The organism is Alloalcanivorax sp. C16-2 (assembly GCF_046507615.1).
GTDB classification, from domain to species: Bacteria; Pseudomonadota; Gammaproteobacteria; order Pseudomonadales; family Alcanivoracaceae; genus Alloalcanivorax; species Alloalcanivorax marinus_A.
Genome location: NZ_JBKFTL010000002.1, coordinates 524205 through 541178 on the forward strand (window position 1 = coordinate 524205; position 16974 = coordinate 541178).

General features: G+C 56.3%; 14 protein-coding genes. 6 read left to right on the forward strand and 8 right to left on the reverse strand.

Annotation, left to right across the window (positions count from 1 at the left end; genetic code table 11):
- Positions 1–48 precede the first annotated feature (48 nt).
- Together ampD and ACLD02_RS12670 are read right to left on the reverse strand one after the other, a co-directional pair.
- Positions 49–585: a 1,6-anhydro-N-acetylmuramyl-L-alanine amidase AmpD gene (gene ampD / locus ACLD02_RS12665; protein ID WP_410298854.1), complete on the reverse strand. Its 537-nt coding sequence runs from the start codon at positions 583–585 to the stop codon at positions 49–51.
- A 151-nt stretch (positions 586–736) separates the two neighbouring features.
- Positions 737–3022 carry a DUF1631 domain-containing protein gene (locus tag ACLD02_RS12670; RefSeq protein ID WP_410298855.1) on the reverse strand — a complete coding sequence of 762 codons (2286 nt, stop codon included), beginning with the start codon at positions 3020–3022 and terminating at the stop codon, positions 737–739.
- Between the two features lie 350 nt (positions 3023–3372).
- Between ACLD02_RS12670 and ACLD02_RS12675 the strand changes: the two genes are divergently transcribed.
- The 5 genes from ACLD02_RS12675 to ACLD02_RS12695 all read left to right on the forward strand — a co-directional run bounded on the left by ACLD02_RS12675 (position 3373) and on the right by ACLD02_RS12695 (position 8650).
- Complete coding sequence (locus ACLD02_RS12675) at positions 3373–4707, forward strand: alanine/glycine:cation symporter family protein (protein ID WP_203105190.1); 1335 nt, start codon at positions 3373–3375, stop codon at positions 4705–4707.
- Entirely contained in the window at positions 4700–5548 is an 849-nt protein-coding gene (gene nadC / locus ACLD02_RS12680) for a carboxylating nicotinate-nucleotide diphosphorylase (protein ID WP_203105191.1), read from the forward strand. Before ACLD02_RS12675 ends, nadC begins: the two co-directional genes overlap by 8 nt.
- 73 nt (positions 5549–5621) lie before the next feature.
- The gene (locus ACLD02_RS12685) at positions 5622–5996 is read left to right on the forward strand and encodes a glycine zipper family protein (RefSeq protein WP_238401088.1); all 375 of its coding nucleotides are present in this window, start codon (positions 5622–5624) and stop codon (positions 5994–5996) included.
- A 100-nt stretch (positions 5997–6096) separates the two neighbouring features.
- Positions 6097–7404, forward strand: coding sequence for a nucleotide sugar dehydrogenase (locus ACLD02_RS12690; protein ID WP_203105192.1), 1308 nt, complete (start codon positions 6097–6099; stop codon positions 7402–7404).
- On the forward strand, positions 7397–8650 hold the full coding sequence (locus tag ACLD02_RS12695) for an oligosaccharide flippase family protein (RefSeq protein ID WP_410298856.1): 1254 nt from the start codon (positions 7397–7399) through the stop codon (positions 8648–8650). Before ACLD02_RS12690 ends, ACLD02_RS12695 begins: the two co-directional genes overlap by 8 nt.
- 1 nt (position 8651) lies before the next feature.
- Here ACLD02_RS12695 and ACLD02_RS12700 read toward each other — a convergent pair whose 3' ends face one another.
- Genes ACLD02_RS12700 through ACLD02_RS12725 form a run of 6 tightly spaced genes read right to left on the reverse strand, consistent with a single transcriptional unit; the run spans position 8652 to position 14915 of the window.
- Positions 8652–9380 carry a hypothetical protein gene (locus tag ACLD02_RS12700; protein WP_410298857.1) on the reverse strand — a complete coding sequence of 243 codons (729 nt, stop codon included), beginning with the start codon at positions 9378–9380 and terminating at the stop codon, positions 8652–8654.
- Position 9381: 1 nt separating this feature from the next.
- The gene (locus ACLD02_RS12705; RefSeq protein WP_238401110.1) at positions 9382–10401 is read right to left on the reverse strand and encodes a glycosyltransferase family 4 protein; all 1020 of its coding nucleotides are present in this window, start codon (positions 10399–10401) and stop codon (positions 9382–9384) included.
- Positions 10402–10408: 7 nt separating this feature from the next.
- A complete protein-coding gene (locus ACLD02_RS12710) occupies positions 10409–11596 on the reverse strand; it encodes a glycosyltransferase family 4 protein (RefSeq protein ID WP_203105196.1) in 1188 nt (395 codons plus the stop codon).
- 38 nt (positions 11597–11634) lie between these two features.
- A complete protein-coding gene (locus ACLD02_RS12715) occupies positions 11635–12489 on the reverse strand; it encodes a glycosyltransferase family 2 protein (RefSeq protein ID WP_238401089.1) in 855 nt (284 codons plus the stop codon).
- A complete protein-coding gene (locus ACLD02_RS12720) occupies positions 12461–14431 on the reverse strand; it encodes a hypothetical protein (RefSeq protein WP_410298858.1) in 1971 nt (656 codons plus the stop codon). The genes ACLD02_RS12715 and ACLD02_RS12720 overlap by 29 nt, the downstream gene beginning before the upstream one ends.
- 43 nt (positions 14432–14474) lie before the next feature.
- Positions 14475–14915 (reverse strand): pilin, encoded by a 441-nt coding sequence (locus ACLD02_RS12725; protein ID WP_203105198.1) that lies wholly within the window; start codon positions 14913–14915, stop codon positions 14475–14477.
- 333 nt (positions 14916–15248) lie between these two features.
- Between ACLD02_RS12725 and pilB the strand changes: the two genes are divergently transcribed.
- Positions 15249–16970 (forward strand): type IV-A pilus assembly ATPase PilB, encoded by a 1722-nt coding sequence (pilB, locus tag ACLD02_RS12730; protein WP_410298859.1) that lies wholly within the window; start codon positions 15249–15251, stop codon positions 16968–16970.
- The last annotated feature ends 4 nt before the right edge of the window (positions 16971–16974 follow it).

A 16974-nucleotide genomic window follows, 5' to 3' on the forward strand; every position in this document is an offset into this window, starting at 1 on the left:
CCCACCGCCGCAGGAGCGACTGGGCGGGGATGAGGCGGCGGTGGGAAATCAGGATGGCAGGCGGGACCAGTCAAACGCCGGGCCCGGGTCGGTCTTGCGGCCCGGGGCGATGTGTTCATGGCCGGTGATGGTGTCCCGCGAGAGCCCGGGGTAATGGGCGATTAGCGTGTCCAGCAGCGCGTTCAGGCGACGGTACTGGGCCTCCTCGTAGGGAATATGGTCGGCACCTTCCAGCTCGATGCCCAGGGCGAAGTCGTTGCAGTTGTCCCGGCCTCGCCAGCTCGACACCCCGGCGTGCCAGGCGCGGCGGTCGCAGGCCACGAACTGCACCAGCTCGCCGTCGCGGCGGATCAGGAAATGCGACGACACCTTGAGGTCACGGATGGTCTGGAAATAGGGATGGGCGTCCGGGTCCAGGCGGTTCTGGAAGAACGCTTCGATGTGGGCGCCGCCAAAACGCTCCGGCGGCAGGCTGATGTTGTGGATCACCACCAGGGCGAGGTCGTCCGGGTCCGGCCGTTCATTGAAATTCGGCGACGGCACCCGGCGTGCCTGGTCGATCCAGTGGTCGGTGAGGGTGAGCATGGTCGGTAGTGTCCGACCGTTGGCGGCGGACCGCAAGCGGGAGTGTCGCGGCGGATGTCAGTCCTGCCAAGCGAGGTGGATGCGGCGGGGCGTGGATCGCGGCTAAAGCTGCTCCTACCGCACCAGGGTGGCCGTGGGGGCACCGCCCGGGTTAGCCGTCGTGGCGACGGCGCAGGTCGCCGATGACCGCTTCCAGGGCACGGTCGAACAAGGCGCCGTCCTCGATCAGCCGCGCATCACCGGCTTCCAGGGCGGTACCCAGTTCCCGGGCTTCGTACTCACGCACCTTGATGCCTCGGCGGTTGATGAATACCAGCTTGGCGCCGTCGCGCAGGTTGGCGGCCAGCTTGACCCGCTGGGCCTCCTCGCCGTATCCCAACTCCAGCCACTGGCCGGCGCGCAGTTGCCGCGCCGCGACCACCCGCTCGTGGTCCTCCGCCAGCAGGGGACGCTCGGCCTCGGCCCGCGGCGCCTCCTGCCGCGCCACTCTGGGCACCGTCACGCGCTCGGTTTCCAGCCCTTCGAGCAGCGCTTCGTGCACCCGGGCGAGATCGTCCAGCACGGCGCGGCGCTCGACCACGTCGTACTCGATGCTCTCCAAACCGTGTTCCAGAGCCCGCCGCAGCTTGGGCACAAGATCACGCAGCTTCGCCAGAGCCGCCTGGTCGCGCGGCGCCAGCACGCTCCAGATCAAGGCGTCCACCACCTTGGTCTGACGCCGCCAGGCGTCGCTGTCCTCTCCCTCGCGCAACCAGGTCAGGTAGAGCACCTGTTGCCAGCCCTGGCTCAATAACCGCACCACCACGTCGGGTACCGAGCGGCCCGCCAGGCGGGTATCGATATAGGCCTGCACCGCTTCACCGGCCTGTTCGGCGCGGGCGGCGCCCTCCTCCGCCTCGCGGACCCGTTCAGCGACGCGCTCGGCGCGGTCGCGCTGGGCGCTGAAATAACGGTCAAAATCGTCCAGCAGGGCACGGAACAGACCCGCGTCCTCGTCATAGTCATCGATGATCGCGTGCACCGCCCCTTCGATGCGCTGGAACAATTCGTCGTCGCGCCCCTGTTGCGTGTCCCACTGGCTGCCGGCCCGGGCCAGCATGTTGAGCAGCAGGCGCGCTTCATGGCTGTCGTTACTGAAGAAGGTCTTGTCGGCGATGGCCACCTTGAGCAGCGGAATCTGCAGGCGACCGATCAACGCCTTGATCTCCGAAGGCAGGCCATCATCATCAAGGATGAAGTCGAACAGCATGGAGACCAGGTTGATGACGTCGTCATCGGCCTGCTCCAGAGCATGGATGGCCTCGCCGTGTTCGCTGTCGAGCAGCTCACTGAGCTCCTCGCGGACGTTGCGCTCACTCTGCTCGGGCCCTTCCAGGGCCTGCTCCAGACGCTGCAGCCGGGTGAGCATGCCGAACAGATCCCGGGTGCTGAGTGACTCCACCCGAGCATCGGCGGCAAGTGGCGCGCCGTCCATATAGGGCACGCCGTTGTACATCACCGCCATGCCGGACGACGGCGTCGGCGCGGCGGGCACGCCACCGGCGGCCGGGGTTCCGCTCGCCGACGCGGCGCCGCCCAGGCCTCGCAGCGTGGTCAGCAGCTCCTGCAGCAGGCCGAACATCTGGTCATTACCGGCGGCGGCGGCGGCTCCGGCTTCTCCAGCCGATGCGGTTTCGTTCTGGCGAATCGAGGCGTCGGCGTCCTGATCGCGACCGGGCCCGCTCCTGGCGCCCATCTGGCGGGGGCGGCCCACCGGGACGCTTTTCAGATCCGGCAGCACGCCGGCGTCGGCCAGCATCTGGTTGGCCTCGGACACCAGGGCGCCAGCCTCGTCCATGACCACCCGTTCAAACAGTTTAAGCACGATCAGGCGGGCACGAATATCCAACTGCAGGCGTTCCAGGCAGGCGGCGAAGCAGGCCGCCAGATTACGTGGCTCCAGGGGATTGGTCTTCTCGGTGACCGGGCGCTGCCCCTCGAACAGATACTCCAGCCGGTGCCGGAGCACGCCCAGGGCATCGTCGCAGCCCTGCCGGGCGCGACGCGCCAGGTTGTCCAGGGCCACGGAGATTTCCAGCTCGTCGTGCTTGACCAGCGACAGGTTCTCCACATCAACCCGGTCGCTCACGGTTTCGGCGGCCTCCGGCTCGCGCACGACGCCCTGGAACAGATTATCCAGTGCCTGGCGGAAACCCGCCTCAATGCCGGCGCGCTGGATACGCAATTCACGCATGGCGTCGAAATAGCGGTCGCGCTCGCTGTCGGTCTCTTTCTCGGCCAGGTCGAACAGGGTGTCGTCCGCGCCATCAAGCATATCCGACAATAACGTCGCGGCGCGGCCACGCACATGCTCTCGCACCTGCTCCAGCGGCCGGGGCAGGCCTCGCGCGGGCTGTTTTCCGCCGCCCACCGGTGTCAACCGCGTCACTTTGGCCATGGGACTCTCGACTCTGTCGACTGCTCGACTCTGGATTGCCTGGTTCGGATAAGGGTGCCGGCGGAAAGTCGGCCAGCACGGGGACTCTCGGCAAACTCTGCCAGCAAACTCAGAAAACTCAACTCTTCCTCACCCGAATACGACGCTATCACGACCCGGGTATCGGAATTTTGAACCAGTTTGCAGCTTCGGCATTTACCCGGAATGACGTAGCGGGGCGCCCCGCCTGGCGGGACGCTTCCATGGACCAGTCTATTTCCCTACCCTTGAGCGCTGTGTGAAGGCGCGCCGGCGGTCCGGCACGCTCCCTGCAAGACCGATAACAACCAACATCACGGGGAACCGCCCTCATGAGCGAAGCCGTCGTTATCCTGAAAGCCATCAGCGAGGTGCTGTGGGGCTGGCCCGCCCTGGTGCTGATCGCCGGCACCGGGCTCTATCTGACCGTGCGCCTGACCTTCCTGCCCCTGCGCCGGCTCGGTTTCGGCTTCCGGCAAGTTTTCGGCCCGGCCAGCGGCGAGGGCACCATCGGCGCCGGCGCCGCCCTGGCCACGTCCCTGGCCGCCACCATCGGCACCGGCAACATCGTCGGCGTGGCCACCGCCATCCACTCCGGCGGCCCCGGCGCCCTGGTCTGGATGTGGATGATCGCCCTGGTGGGCATGGCCACCAAATACGCCGAGGCGGTGCTCGCCGTGCATTATCGGGAGAAGGACAGCCTCGGCCAGTATGTCGGCGGGCCCATGTACTACATTCGCAACGGCCTGGGCCGTAACTGGACCTGGCTGGCGGTCGTGTTCGCCTTTTTCGGCATGTTCGCCGGCTTCGGCATCGGCAATACCGTGCAGGCCAACTCCGTTGCGGACGGTCTCCACGACAGCTTCGGCGTCCCCACCTGGATCACCGGCCTGACTCTGGCGGTGCTGGTGGGCCTGGTGGTGCTTGGCGGCATGAAACGCATCGCCCGGGTCGCCACCTTCATCGTGCCGTTCATGGCCATCACCTATCTGCTGGCCGGCCTGTTCGTTCTGTTCGACCACGCCGCCGCGCTGCCCGACGCCCTGACCCTGGCGTTCAGCGACGCCTTCACCGGCACCGCCGCCGCCGGCGGCTTCGCCGGGGCCGCCGTCAAGGAGGCGATCCGCTTCGGCATGGCCCGGGGGATCTTCTCCAACGAGGCCGGCCTGGGCAGCGCCCCCATCGCGCACGCCTCCGCCAATACCGACCACCCGGCCCGCCAGGGCACGATCGCCATGCTGGGCACCTTTATCGACACCATCGTGGTATGCTCCGTCACCGGCCTGGCGATCATCGCCAGCGGCGCCTGGACCAGCGGCGAAAAAGGCGCGCCCCTCTCCGCGCTGGCCTTTTCCAGCACCTTTGGCACCCTCGGCGATATCGTGGTGGCCTGCGGTCTGGCGGTGTTCGCCTTCACCACCCTGCTGGGCTGGAGCCTCTACAGCGAACGCTGCACCCAGTACCTGTTCGGCGACAAGGCATTGCTGCCGTTCCGGTTGATCTGGGTGATCGTGGTGCCGGTGGGCGCCATCGTCGGCCTGGACCTGGTCTGGGCCCTGGCGGACATCATGAACATCCTGATGGCCGTGCCCAACCTGATCGCCCTGTTACTGTTGGCACCCGTGGTGGTGCGCCTGAGCAAAGAGTTTTTCGATACCCATGGATAACGCCGCACCGCAACTGCCGGACTACGCCCGCGAACATCTGCATCAAGTGGTGGCCTTCGCCATCGAGGAAGACCTGGGCGACGGCGACCTCACCGCCGGGCTGATCCCGGAAGACGCCACCGCCACGGCCACCATCCTCACCCGCGAAGACGCCGTGCTCTGCGGCACCGCCTGGGCCGAGGAAGTGTTCCGCCAACTCGGCGGCGTGGACCTGGAATGGCACGCCCACGACGGCGACCGGCTCTCCGCCGGCGCCACCTTCTGCACCCTGCGCGGCAACACCCGGCGCATCCTCACCGGCGAACGAACCGCGCTCAACTTCCTGCAGACACTGATGGCCACCGCCACCACCGCGCGCCGCTACGCTGACGCCGTGGCCGGTACCCGGGTCACCGTGCTGGATACCCGCAAGACCCTGCCCGGCCTGCGCGCCGCCCAGAAATACGCGGTTCTCTGCGGCGGCTGCCGCAACCACCGCCTCGGCCTCCACGACGCCTTCCTCATCAAGGAAAACCACATTGCCGCCTGCGGCTCCATCACCGGCGCCATCCGCGCCGCCCGCGAGCAAGGCCCCGGCAAGAAAATCATCATCGAGGTAGAGAACCTGGACGAACTCCGCGAAGCCGCGGCCCTGGCCCCGGACCAGATCATGCTCGACAACTTCAGCCCGGACATGATCGCCCAGGCCATGGACCTGGCGCCGCAATCCGCCCTGGAGATCTCCGGCAACCGCACCCTGGAAGACGCCCGCGAACTGCCCGGCAGCCGCGACCTCTACCTGTCCTCCGGCGCGCTCACCAAGCACGTGCAGGCCGTGGACCTCTCCCTGCGCCTCGGCTGACGCACTGGCCCCGGGCTCGACGGCCTCCTAGAATGAAAGCAATCGTCCGGCCGGCCATGCCAAGGAGCCCCCAATGATGCGCCTGACCCACCCCCGCACCGCCGCCCTGGGCCTCAGCGCCCTGCTACTGGCCGCCTGCGCCTCCACCGACCGCGTCATCGTCGACAAACAGAACGTGGATGAAGCCCGGTACCAGCAGGACCTCAGCGACTGCCGCGCCATCGCCGACCAGGTCGGCACTGGCCGCGATGCCGCCGAAGGCGCCGTCGGCGGCGCGCTCATCGGCGGCGTGCTCGGCGCCATCTTCGGCAACTCCGGCACCGCCGGCCGCATGGCCGGCGGCGGCGCGGTGGTCGGCGCCGCCGGCAAGGCCGGCGATGCTCAGCAAGAAAAGGAACAGGTGCTCAAGAATTGTATGCGCGGGCGGGGTTATCGGGTTTTGAACTGAGTCCGCATCGGCGGCTATCCGCGGCTCCCCACCAAGCATTAAGATACGAGTAAATAAGTAGAGAACGCTTCCGAACATCGGGTGGGGAATACTCTTGGATATGCATTGCACCCTGCTTAGCAAGCTGGAAAGCCGCCAGGCACGCATCGGCATCATTGGTCTCGGCTATGTCGGGCTACCGCTCGCCCTTGCCTACGGCAAAAGTGGCTTCAAGGTGCGAGGATTCGATATAGACTCCGGCAAGGTGCGCACCCTCAACCATGGCGGCTCTTACATTGAAAGGATCACACCAGAACAAATCGCCCAGGCTCGCGAACAAGGTTTTGAAGCCACCGGCGATTTTGAAAGAGCCGCTGAATGCGATGCACTGATTATCTGCGTCCCCACGCCTCTCAACCGATACCGAGAGCCGGACCTCAGCTTCGTCACCAGCACCGTGGATGCACTCAGCCCTCACCTGAAACCGGGCCAGATTGTCTCCCTGGAAAGCACCACTTACCCCGGCACCACCGAAGAAGAACTCCTGCCACGTATCGAAAGCCAGGGCTTTTCCGTCGGCGAGGACATCTTCCTTGTCTACTCACCGGAACGGGAAGACCCCGGCAATACACAATACCAAACCCAGAACATTCCAAAAGTGGTAGGCGGCCACACCAAAGCTTGCCTGCAAGCCGGCATCGCCCTCTATCAAGGCTGCATTACCAAAGTGGTCCCCGTAGGTAGCACCAAGGTCGCCGAAATGACCAAATTACTGGAGAACATTCATCGCGCGGTCAACATCGGCCTGGTGAACGAAATGAAAATCGTCGCCGACAAGATGGGAATCGACATCTTCGAGGTTATCGACGCCGCCGCGACCAAGCCCTTTGGTTTCACACCCTACTACCCAGGGCCCGGACTTGGAGGCCACTGCATCCCCATTGACCCGTACTACCTCACCTGGAAAGCCAAGGAGTACGGCGTCAACACGCGCTTTATCGAACTCTCCGGGGAAGTGAACCGCGCCATGCCCGAATACGTGGTAGGCAAACTGATGGATGGCCTGAACCAACAGGGCAAGGCGCTCAAGGGCAGCCGAATATTGATTCTCGGCATCGCTTATAAAAAAAACGTCGACGACATGCGTGAGTCACCAGCCGTGGAGATTATGCAGCTAATTGAATCGAAAGGCGGGATTATCGAGTACAGCGACCCGCATGTACCTGTTTTTCCAATGCTAAGAAAGAAACAGTACAAATTAAATAGTACCCCGCTAAATGACCAGACCCTTCCTCTTTTTGACGCGTCCATTCTATGTACCGAGCACGACGCCTTTGATTACAATCTTATAAAAAACAACAGCGCACTCATAATCGACACACGCGGCAAGTTCCGCACGGAGTCATCGAGTAAAGTTGTTCATGCTTAAAAAATTGCTCTTTTGGGCAAAGGGCCCAATTGCCAGATCAAGCATCCACACCACCTTCATATTTGGCTTTAGGGTTCTTTTCCAAGCCATCCACATAATACTGCTTGCTCGCCTGCTAGGGGCCAGCCAATTCGGTGTTCTCGCCGCCATAATGGCATCTGCTCTTCTGCTCGGAAAATTGGCGACAATGGGTACACAGTACCCTCTCCTTCGTGCAGCAGCAAAAGAAAACGAATCAGAAGAAAAAACTCTCAGCTACGCAATACCCACGACAATTTTTTCTGGTCTTTTTATTTTCATCATTTTTTTTACAGCCACACATTATCTAACATCCGACTATAATAATTTGGGCATATGGCCAGTGATGGCGATAGGCCTGGCCGAATTAATTGGCGCACCACTGATAACTCTGTTCGCGATGACCCAACTAGGCAAAAACAACGTAGCCGCATCGCAAGCCATCCAGTCCGCTCCTTTGGGATTCAGGGTTCTCGCCATTTCTCTTATTTTTATATCACCCCCAACCAACCCCCTAATGGTATATGCCGGACTTTACCTCCTTGCCCCCCTTTTTGTTCTTTCAACCATTATTTACACGAGGCCCACAGAAATTCCACGCCCCCGACTCTGGCGTTGCCCAACCTCAGGAGAGCTGAGGGAGTCCATTTCCTTTTCGATAATGGACATAACATCCGCCGCACCATCAGAAATCGACAAAGCTATCGCTCCTTCTCTGATAGGAGCCGGCCTTTCCGGTGTTTATACCGTCGCCGCACGCACAACAGCGGCTTTAACCATGCCGATAACCGCGCTGATGCTCTCAGCACTACCTCGGCTTTTACGTGGAGAGAATGAAAACAGACTGCTAACTCTTACTATATTGAGTGCAACCGCATACTCGATCATCATCTCCCTGCCATTATGGATTGCCGCCCCATGGGTGCATCTTTTATTCGGCCCCGGTTACGCAGGAATAGAAGAAATACTCCGGATACTTTGCTTTGGCGTTCCCGCCATGACGCTACGAATAGTAAGCAACAATACACTTTTATCGCTCAGCAAACCAGCAAGCCGTACCTGGTGCGAAGCCGCGGGGATAGTTTTCTTTTTAGGGGCTTCGATACCACTTACACTGCACCTGAAAGCTGTGGGACTGGCTACATCCTATATGTTGTCTCAATGGATAACCGCCACCGCAGGACTTTTAATCATTATTATTACAATAAGAAGGAAAAGCGAGGACTGACTCAACCCTCCCCGCTGGACCTGGCATTAAATGGGCCAACAAGCCCTTTCCACAAAGCAACATCCTTCCCGTATATTTTTTGAAAAAAACAGCTATCAATAAAACTCTCTATATCCACATTTGTTTTATCCAAATCCGGATAAAAAGTTTCATTTACCCGTTCAAGCTCCTTTTTTATACCGATATTCTGCGACATCCATGTTTCAATTTTTTCAGGCTGCTCAAGCGGCAGCAAATCACCTACGATAACATCCCCAAAGCAATCCGTGACGTACCACACCTGGGGGAGAAAATGCTTTATTAGTAGAACCCGACATGAGAACAACAGATCCGATTCCAGCCTCTCGACGAAATCCGAGAACTCCATACGGTGAAATCCAAGTCGGCGAGAAACTTTACGATCCCTATCGGTCAACCCTCCATTTTTCATAAAAAAAAATGCTGACCTAAACCTTTTGGCAGGATCTCTGATTATGGAAAAAACTTTGACCTTTTTGTATTCCTTACCTAAAGCAGATCGCCAGTAAACGGCCGGCAAATGCCCCCTCAAAACCTCATCGGAAAAATAAATTTTCCGTATAGCCAAACCCGCCGATTTAGGCGGATGCACAAACAGCACGCCGTGGTCAGTCAGCTCGGGGGTTCTTTTTCTAGAGAAAAAACCCTTCAAAAACATATATACTTTAAAAGTAAAAACAACCGCCTGCCAAACAATCAAGCGAAGCTTCATCTTAACCTCGAAACAACAACTCTTCGTAACAACGGATGTAACTGGAAACCATCTTATCCAAAGTGAAATTTTCTCTTATTTTTTTTCTGGAATTATCAGATCTCAACACGTATGCGTCGCCATCCTCAAGGGAAAGCTTTTTCAGTTTGCTAACAAAATCCGAAACATTATCCTTTTGGCACAATACCCCATCGGAGTTCCCAACAATCTCGGGCAGTGATGACGTATTCGACGCAATGACCGGAACGCCGTTTATCATAGCTTCAGCCGCTACAATGGGCAGCCCCTCCAGCCTGGAAGGGAACAACAAAAAATCCATCTCCGAATATTTACATAACACCTCATCGTGATCGAGGCGCCCGAGAAAAAAACAATTACCCGGCATATTACTTTTATCCACACTGTCAGACACGATAAATAGTTCAGCATAGCCCCGCAGCTCTCTCATTATTGGAAAAAGCATATCAACGCCCTTGCGCCGAGCCCATGTGCCCACAAACAGCAACTTAAGCGGCTTGTTCCTTATTTTTTTCAACCCACTTCGCCCAAAGCTTTCAGGAACCCCATTTCTAATGGTAAGCACACTTTCTATATTAAACGCTTCTTTTGTCTTAAGTGCCGTATAGTCACTCACCGCAACGACACGTGATGCACGCGACATCCATGCAGCTTCTAGACTTTTAATCCACAGCCTGTGGTACAGGCTTTGGGCCATGCTTTTGTATTCTTTCAGCGCCGGGTCGTGGACGCACAAATGAGAGGTGGCGACAACAGGCAGCGTTTGACTCGGGACAAAGCGGTGATGGAGCCAAGTATTAACATGTACCACGTTCACCCACGGCGGAATAGCCGGAGTCTTTATGCGCCATGGAAAAAATTCCGCCGCATGGGGAATCCAATGAATTTCCGCCCTGACACCTCTGGCAGACAAACCATCGCAGAGCATTTTTGTGAATGTATCCACGCCGGTTCCTGTTTTAATGGCGGGAAACCAAACACCAAGACCACCTTTTGCCAACATGGACACCTTATCTCTTTTCAAAGAGAGCTTCGTACCTTCTTCCTGCCACACACCAATCAAATTTATTTAGAACAAAAATTCGATTTTTCTTTCGAGCCTTCCGTGCATCCACCTTGTTCAAGCTTAACGTTTCTATAATTCGATGCGCCAGACCGTCACTATCACCCGGAGCACACAGCCTTTCAGAATTGCCCGCCTTCATAGTATCTTTCATAGCCTTAACCTCAGAGGCAACGACCAGGCAGCCGCACCCCATAGCCTCGACCACGACTAAACCAAACCCCTCCTGATCCCCATCTTCTGCTTCCAGGAATGGGAAAACCGCCACATCCGCGCCACCGAAAATATCACGAAGACCGGCATGACTAACGGCGCCTCTAAAAAAAACCGCGTCATCCAGATCCAAAGCCGAAACAATACCATTCAAATTTTTCCTTAAAGGCCCGTCGCCAACGATATCAAGAGAGGCATCGGGAAAGATACTTCTAACCTTTGGAAAAGCCCTTAATAAACACTCCACCCCTTTTTTCTCGACTAACCGGCCGACAAAAACCAGCTTACGCCCCCCCGAACCCTCGGGGAAATTAGTATTTGGAAAAAAGGTGTCTATCAAGTCCACTCCCATTGGCGCAACATGCGTCTTCTCTTCTAAGGAAGGCGATATGCGAGCGACCTCCTCAACCATTGGCGAGCTCATCACTGTAATGGCATCGGAGTTCTCGAGAACCCACTTCTTTAGTACTCCCCACGCTTTGCCTCTTAAAGAAAACAGGTCAGCACCGTGAGAAGTAGTTACAACCATCACTCCCCTCCGCCTGAATATCTTCTTTATCGCGACGGCCGCCACGCCCTGCGGAATAATCCAATGAGCATGAATAACATCAATTTTATTTTTAAAAACAAGAAACGTTGCGCGAAAAAACATGGACATGAAGAAAACGGGAAGAAGCAAAATACGAAAAGGGGCTTCTCTGAGTCGGTTAATCATGCCTCCATCGTAAGCAAGATTTTCAAAGCAAGGTGGAGCGTAGCGGAATCGAACAACATCAATACCTTCCAGATTCTCTTTCGTCTTAGCCTTCTCGCAATGCGGGACCAGCACTGTCAGATCAAACCGGCCTCGCAGCGTCTTACATAAGTCCAAGACAAATCTCGGCTGATGATCTCCCAACCAGCGAGGAAAGGTAGAAGCCATCACCAGAATGCGCCTCCTCTTACTAGACATGCCAGACCTCAACGTCGACTTTTCGCCTGATACATCAGTGCGGTTATTTGCTCGGAAACCAGCCCTACGAGGAAAACCTGTACAGCAGACACCATGAGAAGCGCGGACATGTTTGTAAAGGTACCCATTGTCGCATAGGTGTAAATATAACGAACCAGCCCAAGCAAAAAGAGCAAAGAGGAAATGGGGATAAACACTTTTAGTGGTGAGTACAGGGTCGCGACTTTAAAAATTATCAATAGAAATCGCATTCCGTCCTTGAAAACCCTGATATGACTTCTTCCCTTTCTTTTTAAAACATCAACACCAACATACCTCACGACATAACCGCTCCTCATGAAAGCCATCGTTGATGTCGTGGGATATGAAAACCCATTAGGGAGCAAATCAAGCACTTCAGAAAAACGGCTGGCAACAACAATTCTGAGGCCCGAAGTAAGATCTCGAATCTTGTTCCCCGTCACGAAACTGGCAAAGCGGTTATAGAACGCATTAGCCAGATGGCGCCATTTACTGGCCTGCCCATCGGAAGATCGCGCCCCAACCACCATAGCCGCCTCTCCTTTCTTCATCTCCTGCAATATGGCAATGACGCTTTCAACCCGATGCTGGCCATCTCCGTCCATGAACAAAACCCATTCGCCTGTAGCCTCACGAAAGCCATTCTTAATGGATGCTCCATTTCCCATGCTTTCATTGTGAACTATAACTTTAGCCCCGTAAGACCTTGCAACTTCAGCCGTTGCATCTGATGATCCGTCACTGACCACTATCAATTCATCATATCCGGCCCAATCCACAAGCTCTGGCAGAAGTATGCCTAGGCCCTCTGCTTCATTTTTGGCCGGAATGACGATGCTCAATCTTATCTTTTCCATCTTTTTTTACTGCTTCTATAAACACATTGATGTCAGAAAGCTGGGGAGCTTCCCCCAACGCCCTGCCGTGTAGATTGCCTGATTCGACGATTTTTTTCGCGCTCTCAGCGTATTCCAAAGCCTTACCCAAAACCCCGAACGTGGCCAAGTAAGCTGCCGAGGACATTAATTTCTGAGCATCCTCCCGGCTCGATACCGAGGCATTCAAATACTCTACAGACACATCTATTTTTCCAGCATACAACTGCGAAATTCCAAACAAATAGGTAAGCTGTGCATACGACTGTGTATTACTTGGATAACGACCCTGATCGAGAAAATTCTTGGAGAGCTCACCAACGAAAACTGGAGACAGCCCTATGCAGCTATCTTTTGAAGACCAGTCGATGGACCTTTGCATTAAATTAAACCATGTATGCGAATATTTTTGGCTATTTGATAATTGAACTAAAACATCTCTATCTTCTTTGCTCACCCGATCCGTTCGACACCGGGTCAGCATTTGACTAAATCTTAACGGAAAATCTTGGGGGATTCGCTGGGACGCCCTGTCCAGCCATGCCGCTGCCTGCAGATGATTCCCAGTTTCATACAGCATTCGCGCCACCTCTATCTGGGCTCTGGCGGAATCAGGGGCTTTCTCAGCCCAAACCATTATCATGGTAGGGTAATGCCCCCAAAGCATGGCCCCTCGCCAGCAGAAGGAAGCCAATACCATCAGGGCTATACCGCCGCAAATCGTGAACTTCCATGGTTTTGCATACAGTGATCCATAATACACCGCAGGAAGAAATAGGAACCCTCCCCCCATATACATCCTGTGTTCAAAAAGCATTTCCAGGCCCACGGTGCTGGACTCAATCAGAACGCTTCCAAGCCAAACGAACAACGACATAGCAAGCAGAGGCAGTCGTCTTCTGAGCTTCCATATTACAAAAATAGTACCTAACCACCCAATCACCGACAATAAAGTTGTCCAGGGCTTAATTATTGATTGGCTTACCAAAATCTGGTCATGGAAAACGCCAGTCGTGGTCATTTTAGGCACAAACCAATGAAAGATATAAATCCAAAGAACTCTAAATTGCGTAAGCAACCTCTCCCAAGGAGAAAAGTCCCTGGATACATAATCAGAAAAAAGACCATTCCTCATTGGAATGTACACAAGGTAAGAAAGGATAATTAAAGTAGGAAGCAACAAAAATGTGGCCTGCCAAAGCATGGCCGGGCGCTTTAGGTTTTTCAGATCCCTAAGCAGGAAAAATTCCATTGCTAGCGCCAACGCAGGCAGAATCGCGCCGTTCTCTTTTGACAGGACGGCCAATACCGAAAAAACAAAAAGTCCCAAGCTCATCAAACAGTATGCCAGCCTTGGTTTTTGGCCCAGCAGCATTCTGCCTTTCAGCCAGGTTATCAACCCGAAGAAAACGAATAATGTGGATAATATTGCCATCCGCTGGACGACATACAATGTCGTTGACACGAGATAGGGATGGAAAAGCCATAGAGCGGCAACGATCAAAGCAACGATTTTTTTCTTTGTTGACGACAATCCGTCATCCATGACGGACACCAGCAAATGCGTCAACCAAAAAAGGAGGCAACCATTTAGTAAATGGAGGAGTATATTTGTTCTTTTAAATGGTTCAGGCGGAGCAGGCCAGTTGTTCGCATCTATCAAAAAGCTAAGCAATGATAGAGGCCTCCCTGTTGGTCCAGAGAAACCACTTCTTATGTAATTAGTAAAGCTCTGCCAATCCACTACCCCTGCATTGCCCCCCAAAGGCGCAAGGTTTGTTAGATCGTCGAAAATGAAGCTGCCAGTGAGCCCAGGCTGATATATCACCCATGCGACAGAAAGAGCTGAGTAGAAAAGCGCAATAATGCCTAATGCAATGGCCGTTTGACGAGTCATAATGCCAACCATAAAAAAGCCCGCCTTCGGCGGGCTTTTCGTGACTAACTTCTAATTAATTGCGACAGCTAGTGGGAACATACTTTTCGTCGATGGAACCGCCAGTCTTACATTTCCACTTAATGCTACCCGCCGTAGTGATAGCAGAAATAAGCAGGGTTGATTGGTCAATATTAGCGTTGACATCATTGCCGAACTTGACCTGAATAACGCCGCCGGTGCCATAAGCTGCATCCACTTCGTCGACGTAACTGCCTTGAATATCACCAGCATCAGCCAATCCTGCCGACGCGTTGGTGCTTGGGAAAGCCCCTTTCTGGTTGTAGTACTCAGCCACGGCAGTTTTCGCGCCAGCCGCCAGATTCAGGCCCTCGGAAACTTGCGAACGGATGGTGTAATCCTGGTAAGCAGGAATCGCCACGGCCGCCAGAATACCGATAATCGCGACCACGATCATCAGTTCGATAAGAGTAAAACCCTTCTGCACTTGTTTCATAACAGTCTCTCCACACTGGAAACTTTTTATGTGTGCTCACCCCCGAGGCGAGCGCCTGCACCCCTTTTATGCAGCTATTGGGCCAAGTTTTGCAGCACCCGGTTTGCCCTTGTTTCAGAGCTTTTGTGATACGGTTCCCATGCCCTTTTTTGTCACCGTGTGACAGCTTGTGTCAGCCCGCCTGCCCTTCTTTGTCAGTTTAAGAAGCGGTCGCAGCTGTTTGCGCCAACTGCCTGATTCAGCGCTCTTTACAGGGCCGGGGAAGGCTGCCAATCTCTTTCCGGGGGTAGGCCCTTCTTCTCATAACCACAATGATCGTCCTGACTATGACCCATGACTAATTCGGTATCGTCCTTGAGCGGCCTTGCCCGCCGTTTGGTGAAGGAAGGGCATCTCTCCATGGAGGCGGCTCAGGCCGCCGCGTCGGAGGCACGGGAAGCGCGGGCGGCGCTGGTTCATCATCTGGTGGCTGGGGGCCGTGTATCGGCGGCGGTGGTGGCCCGCTCCGCCGCCGAAGAGTTCGGTGACCCTCTCGTGGATCTGGACGCGATCGCGCGGGATTCCGTGGTCAAGGACGTGGTGGACCCGAAACTGATCACCAAACACACCATCCTGCCACTGTTGCGCCGTGGCAGCCGTCTGTTCGTGGCGGTGTCGGACCCCACCAACCTGCCGGCTCTGGAAGAGATTCGCTTTAATACCGGTCTCAATGTGGAGACCGTGATCGTCGAGGACGATAAGCTGCGCCGGCGGATCGAGCTGCTGGAATCCGAGCAGGAGGGCAAGGCGTTCGAGGATCTGGATGACGATCTGGATAACCTGGAGGCAGCGGATACCGAGACGGCGCCGTCCGGCGGCGACGATGCCAGCTCCGGCTCGGATGACGCGCCCATCGTTCGCTTCGTCAATAAGCTGCTGCTGGACGCGATCAAGGGCGGCGCCTCGGATTTGCATTTCGAACCCTATGAAAAGGCCTACCGGGTGCGCTTCCGTCAGGACGGCATTCTGCAAACGGTGTCGAAGCCGCCGGTGAATATCGCCAGCAAGCTGGCGGCGCGCTTGAAGGTAATGGCGCGGCTGGATATTTCCGAGCGGCGGGTGCCCCAGGACGGGCGCATCAAACTGAAGATTTCCAAGACCCGCGCCATCGATTTCCGGGTGAATACCTGCCCGACCCTGTTCGGGGAGAAAATCGTACTGCGGATTCTGGATCCGGAGAGCGCCAAGATGGGCATCGACGCCCTGGGCTATGAGCCGGAGCAGAAGCAGATGTATCTGGACGCGCTCGAAAAGCCCCAGGGCATGATTCTGGTGACCGGCCCCACCGGCTCCGGTAAGACGGTGTCTCTGTACACCGGGGTGAATATTCTCAATACGCCGGAGCGTAATATCTCCACGGCGGAGGACCCGGTGGAGATCAACCTGGAGGGCATCAACCAGGTCAACGTGAACCCCAAGCAGGGTATGGATTTCGCCACCGCGTTACGGGCTTTTCTGCGTCAGGACCCGGACGTGGTGCTGGTCGGCGAGATCCGTGACCTGGAGACCGCGGAAATCGCCGTGAAGGCGGCGCAAACCGGTCACCTGGTGCTTTCCACCCTTCACACCAACAGTGCGCCGGAGACGCTGACCCGTTTACGCAATATGGGCGTGCCGTCGTTTAACATCGCTACCTCGGTGATCCTGATCATCGCTCAGCGTCTGGCGCGGCGGTTATGCGAGCACTGCAAGGAGACGGTGGACGTGCCGGAGCAGTCATTGCTTGAGATGGGTTTCACGGACGCCGACCTGCAAACCGGTTTTACTGTGTACGCGCCCCACGCCGAGGGATGCGACAAGTGTCGGGGCGGCTACAAGGGGCGCGTGGGGATTTACGAGGTCGTCCGTATTACCGATGGCATCAGCCGGATCATCATGGAGGAAGGGAATTCCATCCAGATCGGCGATCAATGCCGCAAAGAGGGGTTCAACGATTTGTACCGTTCCGGCCTGGTCAAGGTCATGCAGGGCGTCACCAGTCTTGAGGAGGTGAGCCGCGTGACCAGCGGCCACTGACGGC

Excerpts from the sequence above, each read along its gene's own strand:
- ampD (WP_410298854.1), bottom strand. The coding sequence starts at position 585 with ATGCTCACCCTCACCGACCACTGGATCGACCAGGCACGCCGGGTGCCG.
- ACLD02_RS12670 (WP_410298855.1), bottom strand. The coding sequence starts at position 3,022 with ATGGCCAAAGTGACGCGGTTGACACCGGTGGGCGGCGGAAAACAGCCC.
- ACLD02_RS12675 (WP_203105190.1), top strand. The coding sequence starts at position 3,373 with ATGAGCGAAGCCGTCGTTATCCTGAAAGCCATCAGCGAGGTGCTGTGG.
- nadC (WP_203105191.1), top strand. The coding sequence starts at position 4,700 with ATGGATAACGCCGCACCGCAACTGCCGGACTACGCCCGCGAACATCTG.
- ACLD02_RS12685 (WP_238401088.1), top strand. The coding sequence starts at position 5,622 with ATGATGCGCCTGACCCACCCCCGCACCGCCGCCCTGGGCCTCAGCGCC.
- ACLD02_RS12690 (WP_203105192.1), top strand. The coding sequence starts at position 6,097 with ATGCATTGCACCCTGCTTAGCAAGCTGGAAAGCCGCCAGGCACGCATC.
- ACLD02_RS12695 (WP_410298856.1), top strand. The coding sequence starts at position 7,397 with ATGCTTAAAAAATTGCTCTTTTGGGCAAAGGGCCCAATTGCCAGATCA.
- ACLD02_RS12700 (WP_410298857.1), bottom strand. The coding sequence starts at position 9,380 with ATGAAGCTTCGCTTGATTGTTTGGCAGGCGGTTGTTTTTACTTTTAAA.
- ACLD02_RS12705 (WP_238401110.1), bottom strand. The coding sequence starts at position 10,401 with ATGTTGGCAAAAGGTGGTCTTGGTGTTTGGTTTCCCGCCATTAAAACA.
- ACLD02_RS12710 (WP_203105196.1), bottom strand. The coding sequence starts at position 11,596 with ATGGCTTCTACCTTTCCTCGCTGGTTGGGAGATCATCAGCCGAGATTT.
- ACLD02_RS12720 (WP_410298858.1), bottom strand. The coding sequence starts at position 14,431 with ATGGTTGGCATTATGACTCGTCAAACGGCCATTGCATTAGGCATTATT.
- ACLD02_RS12725 (WP_203105198.1), bottom strand. The coding sequence starts at position 14,915 with ATGAAACAAGTGCAGAAGGGTTTTACTCTTATCGAACTGATGATCGTG.
- pilB (WP_410298859.1), top strand. The coding sequence starts at position 15,249 with ATGACTAATTCGGTATCGTCCTTGAGCGGCCTTGCCCGCCGTTTGGTG.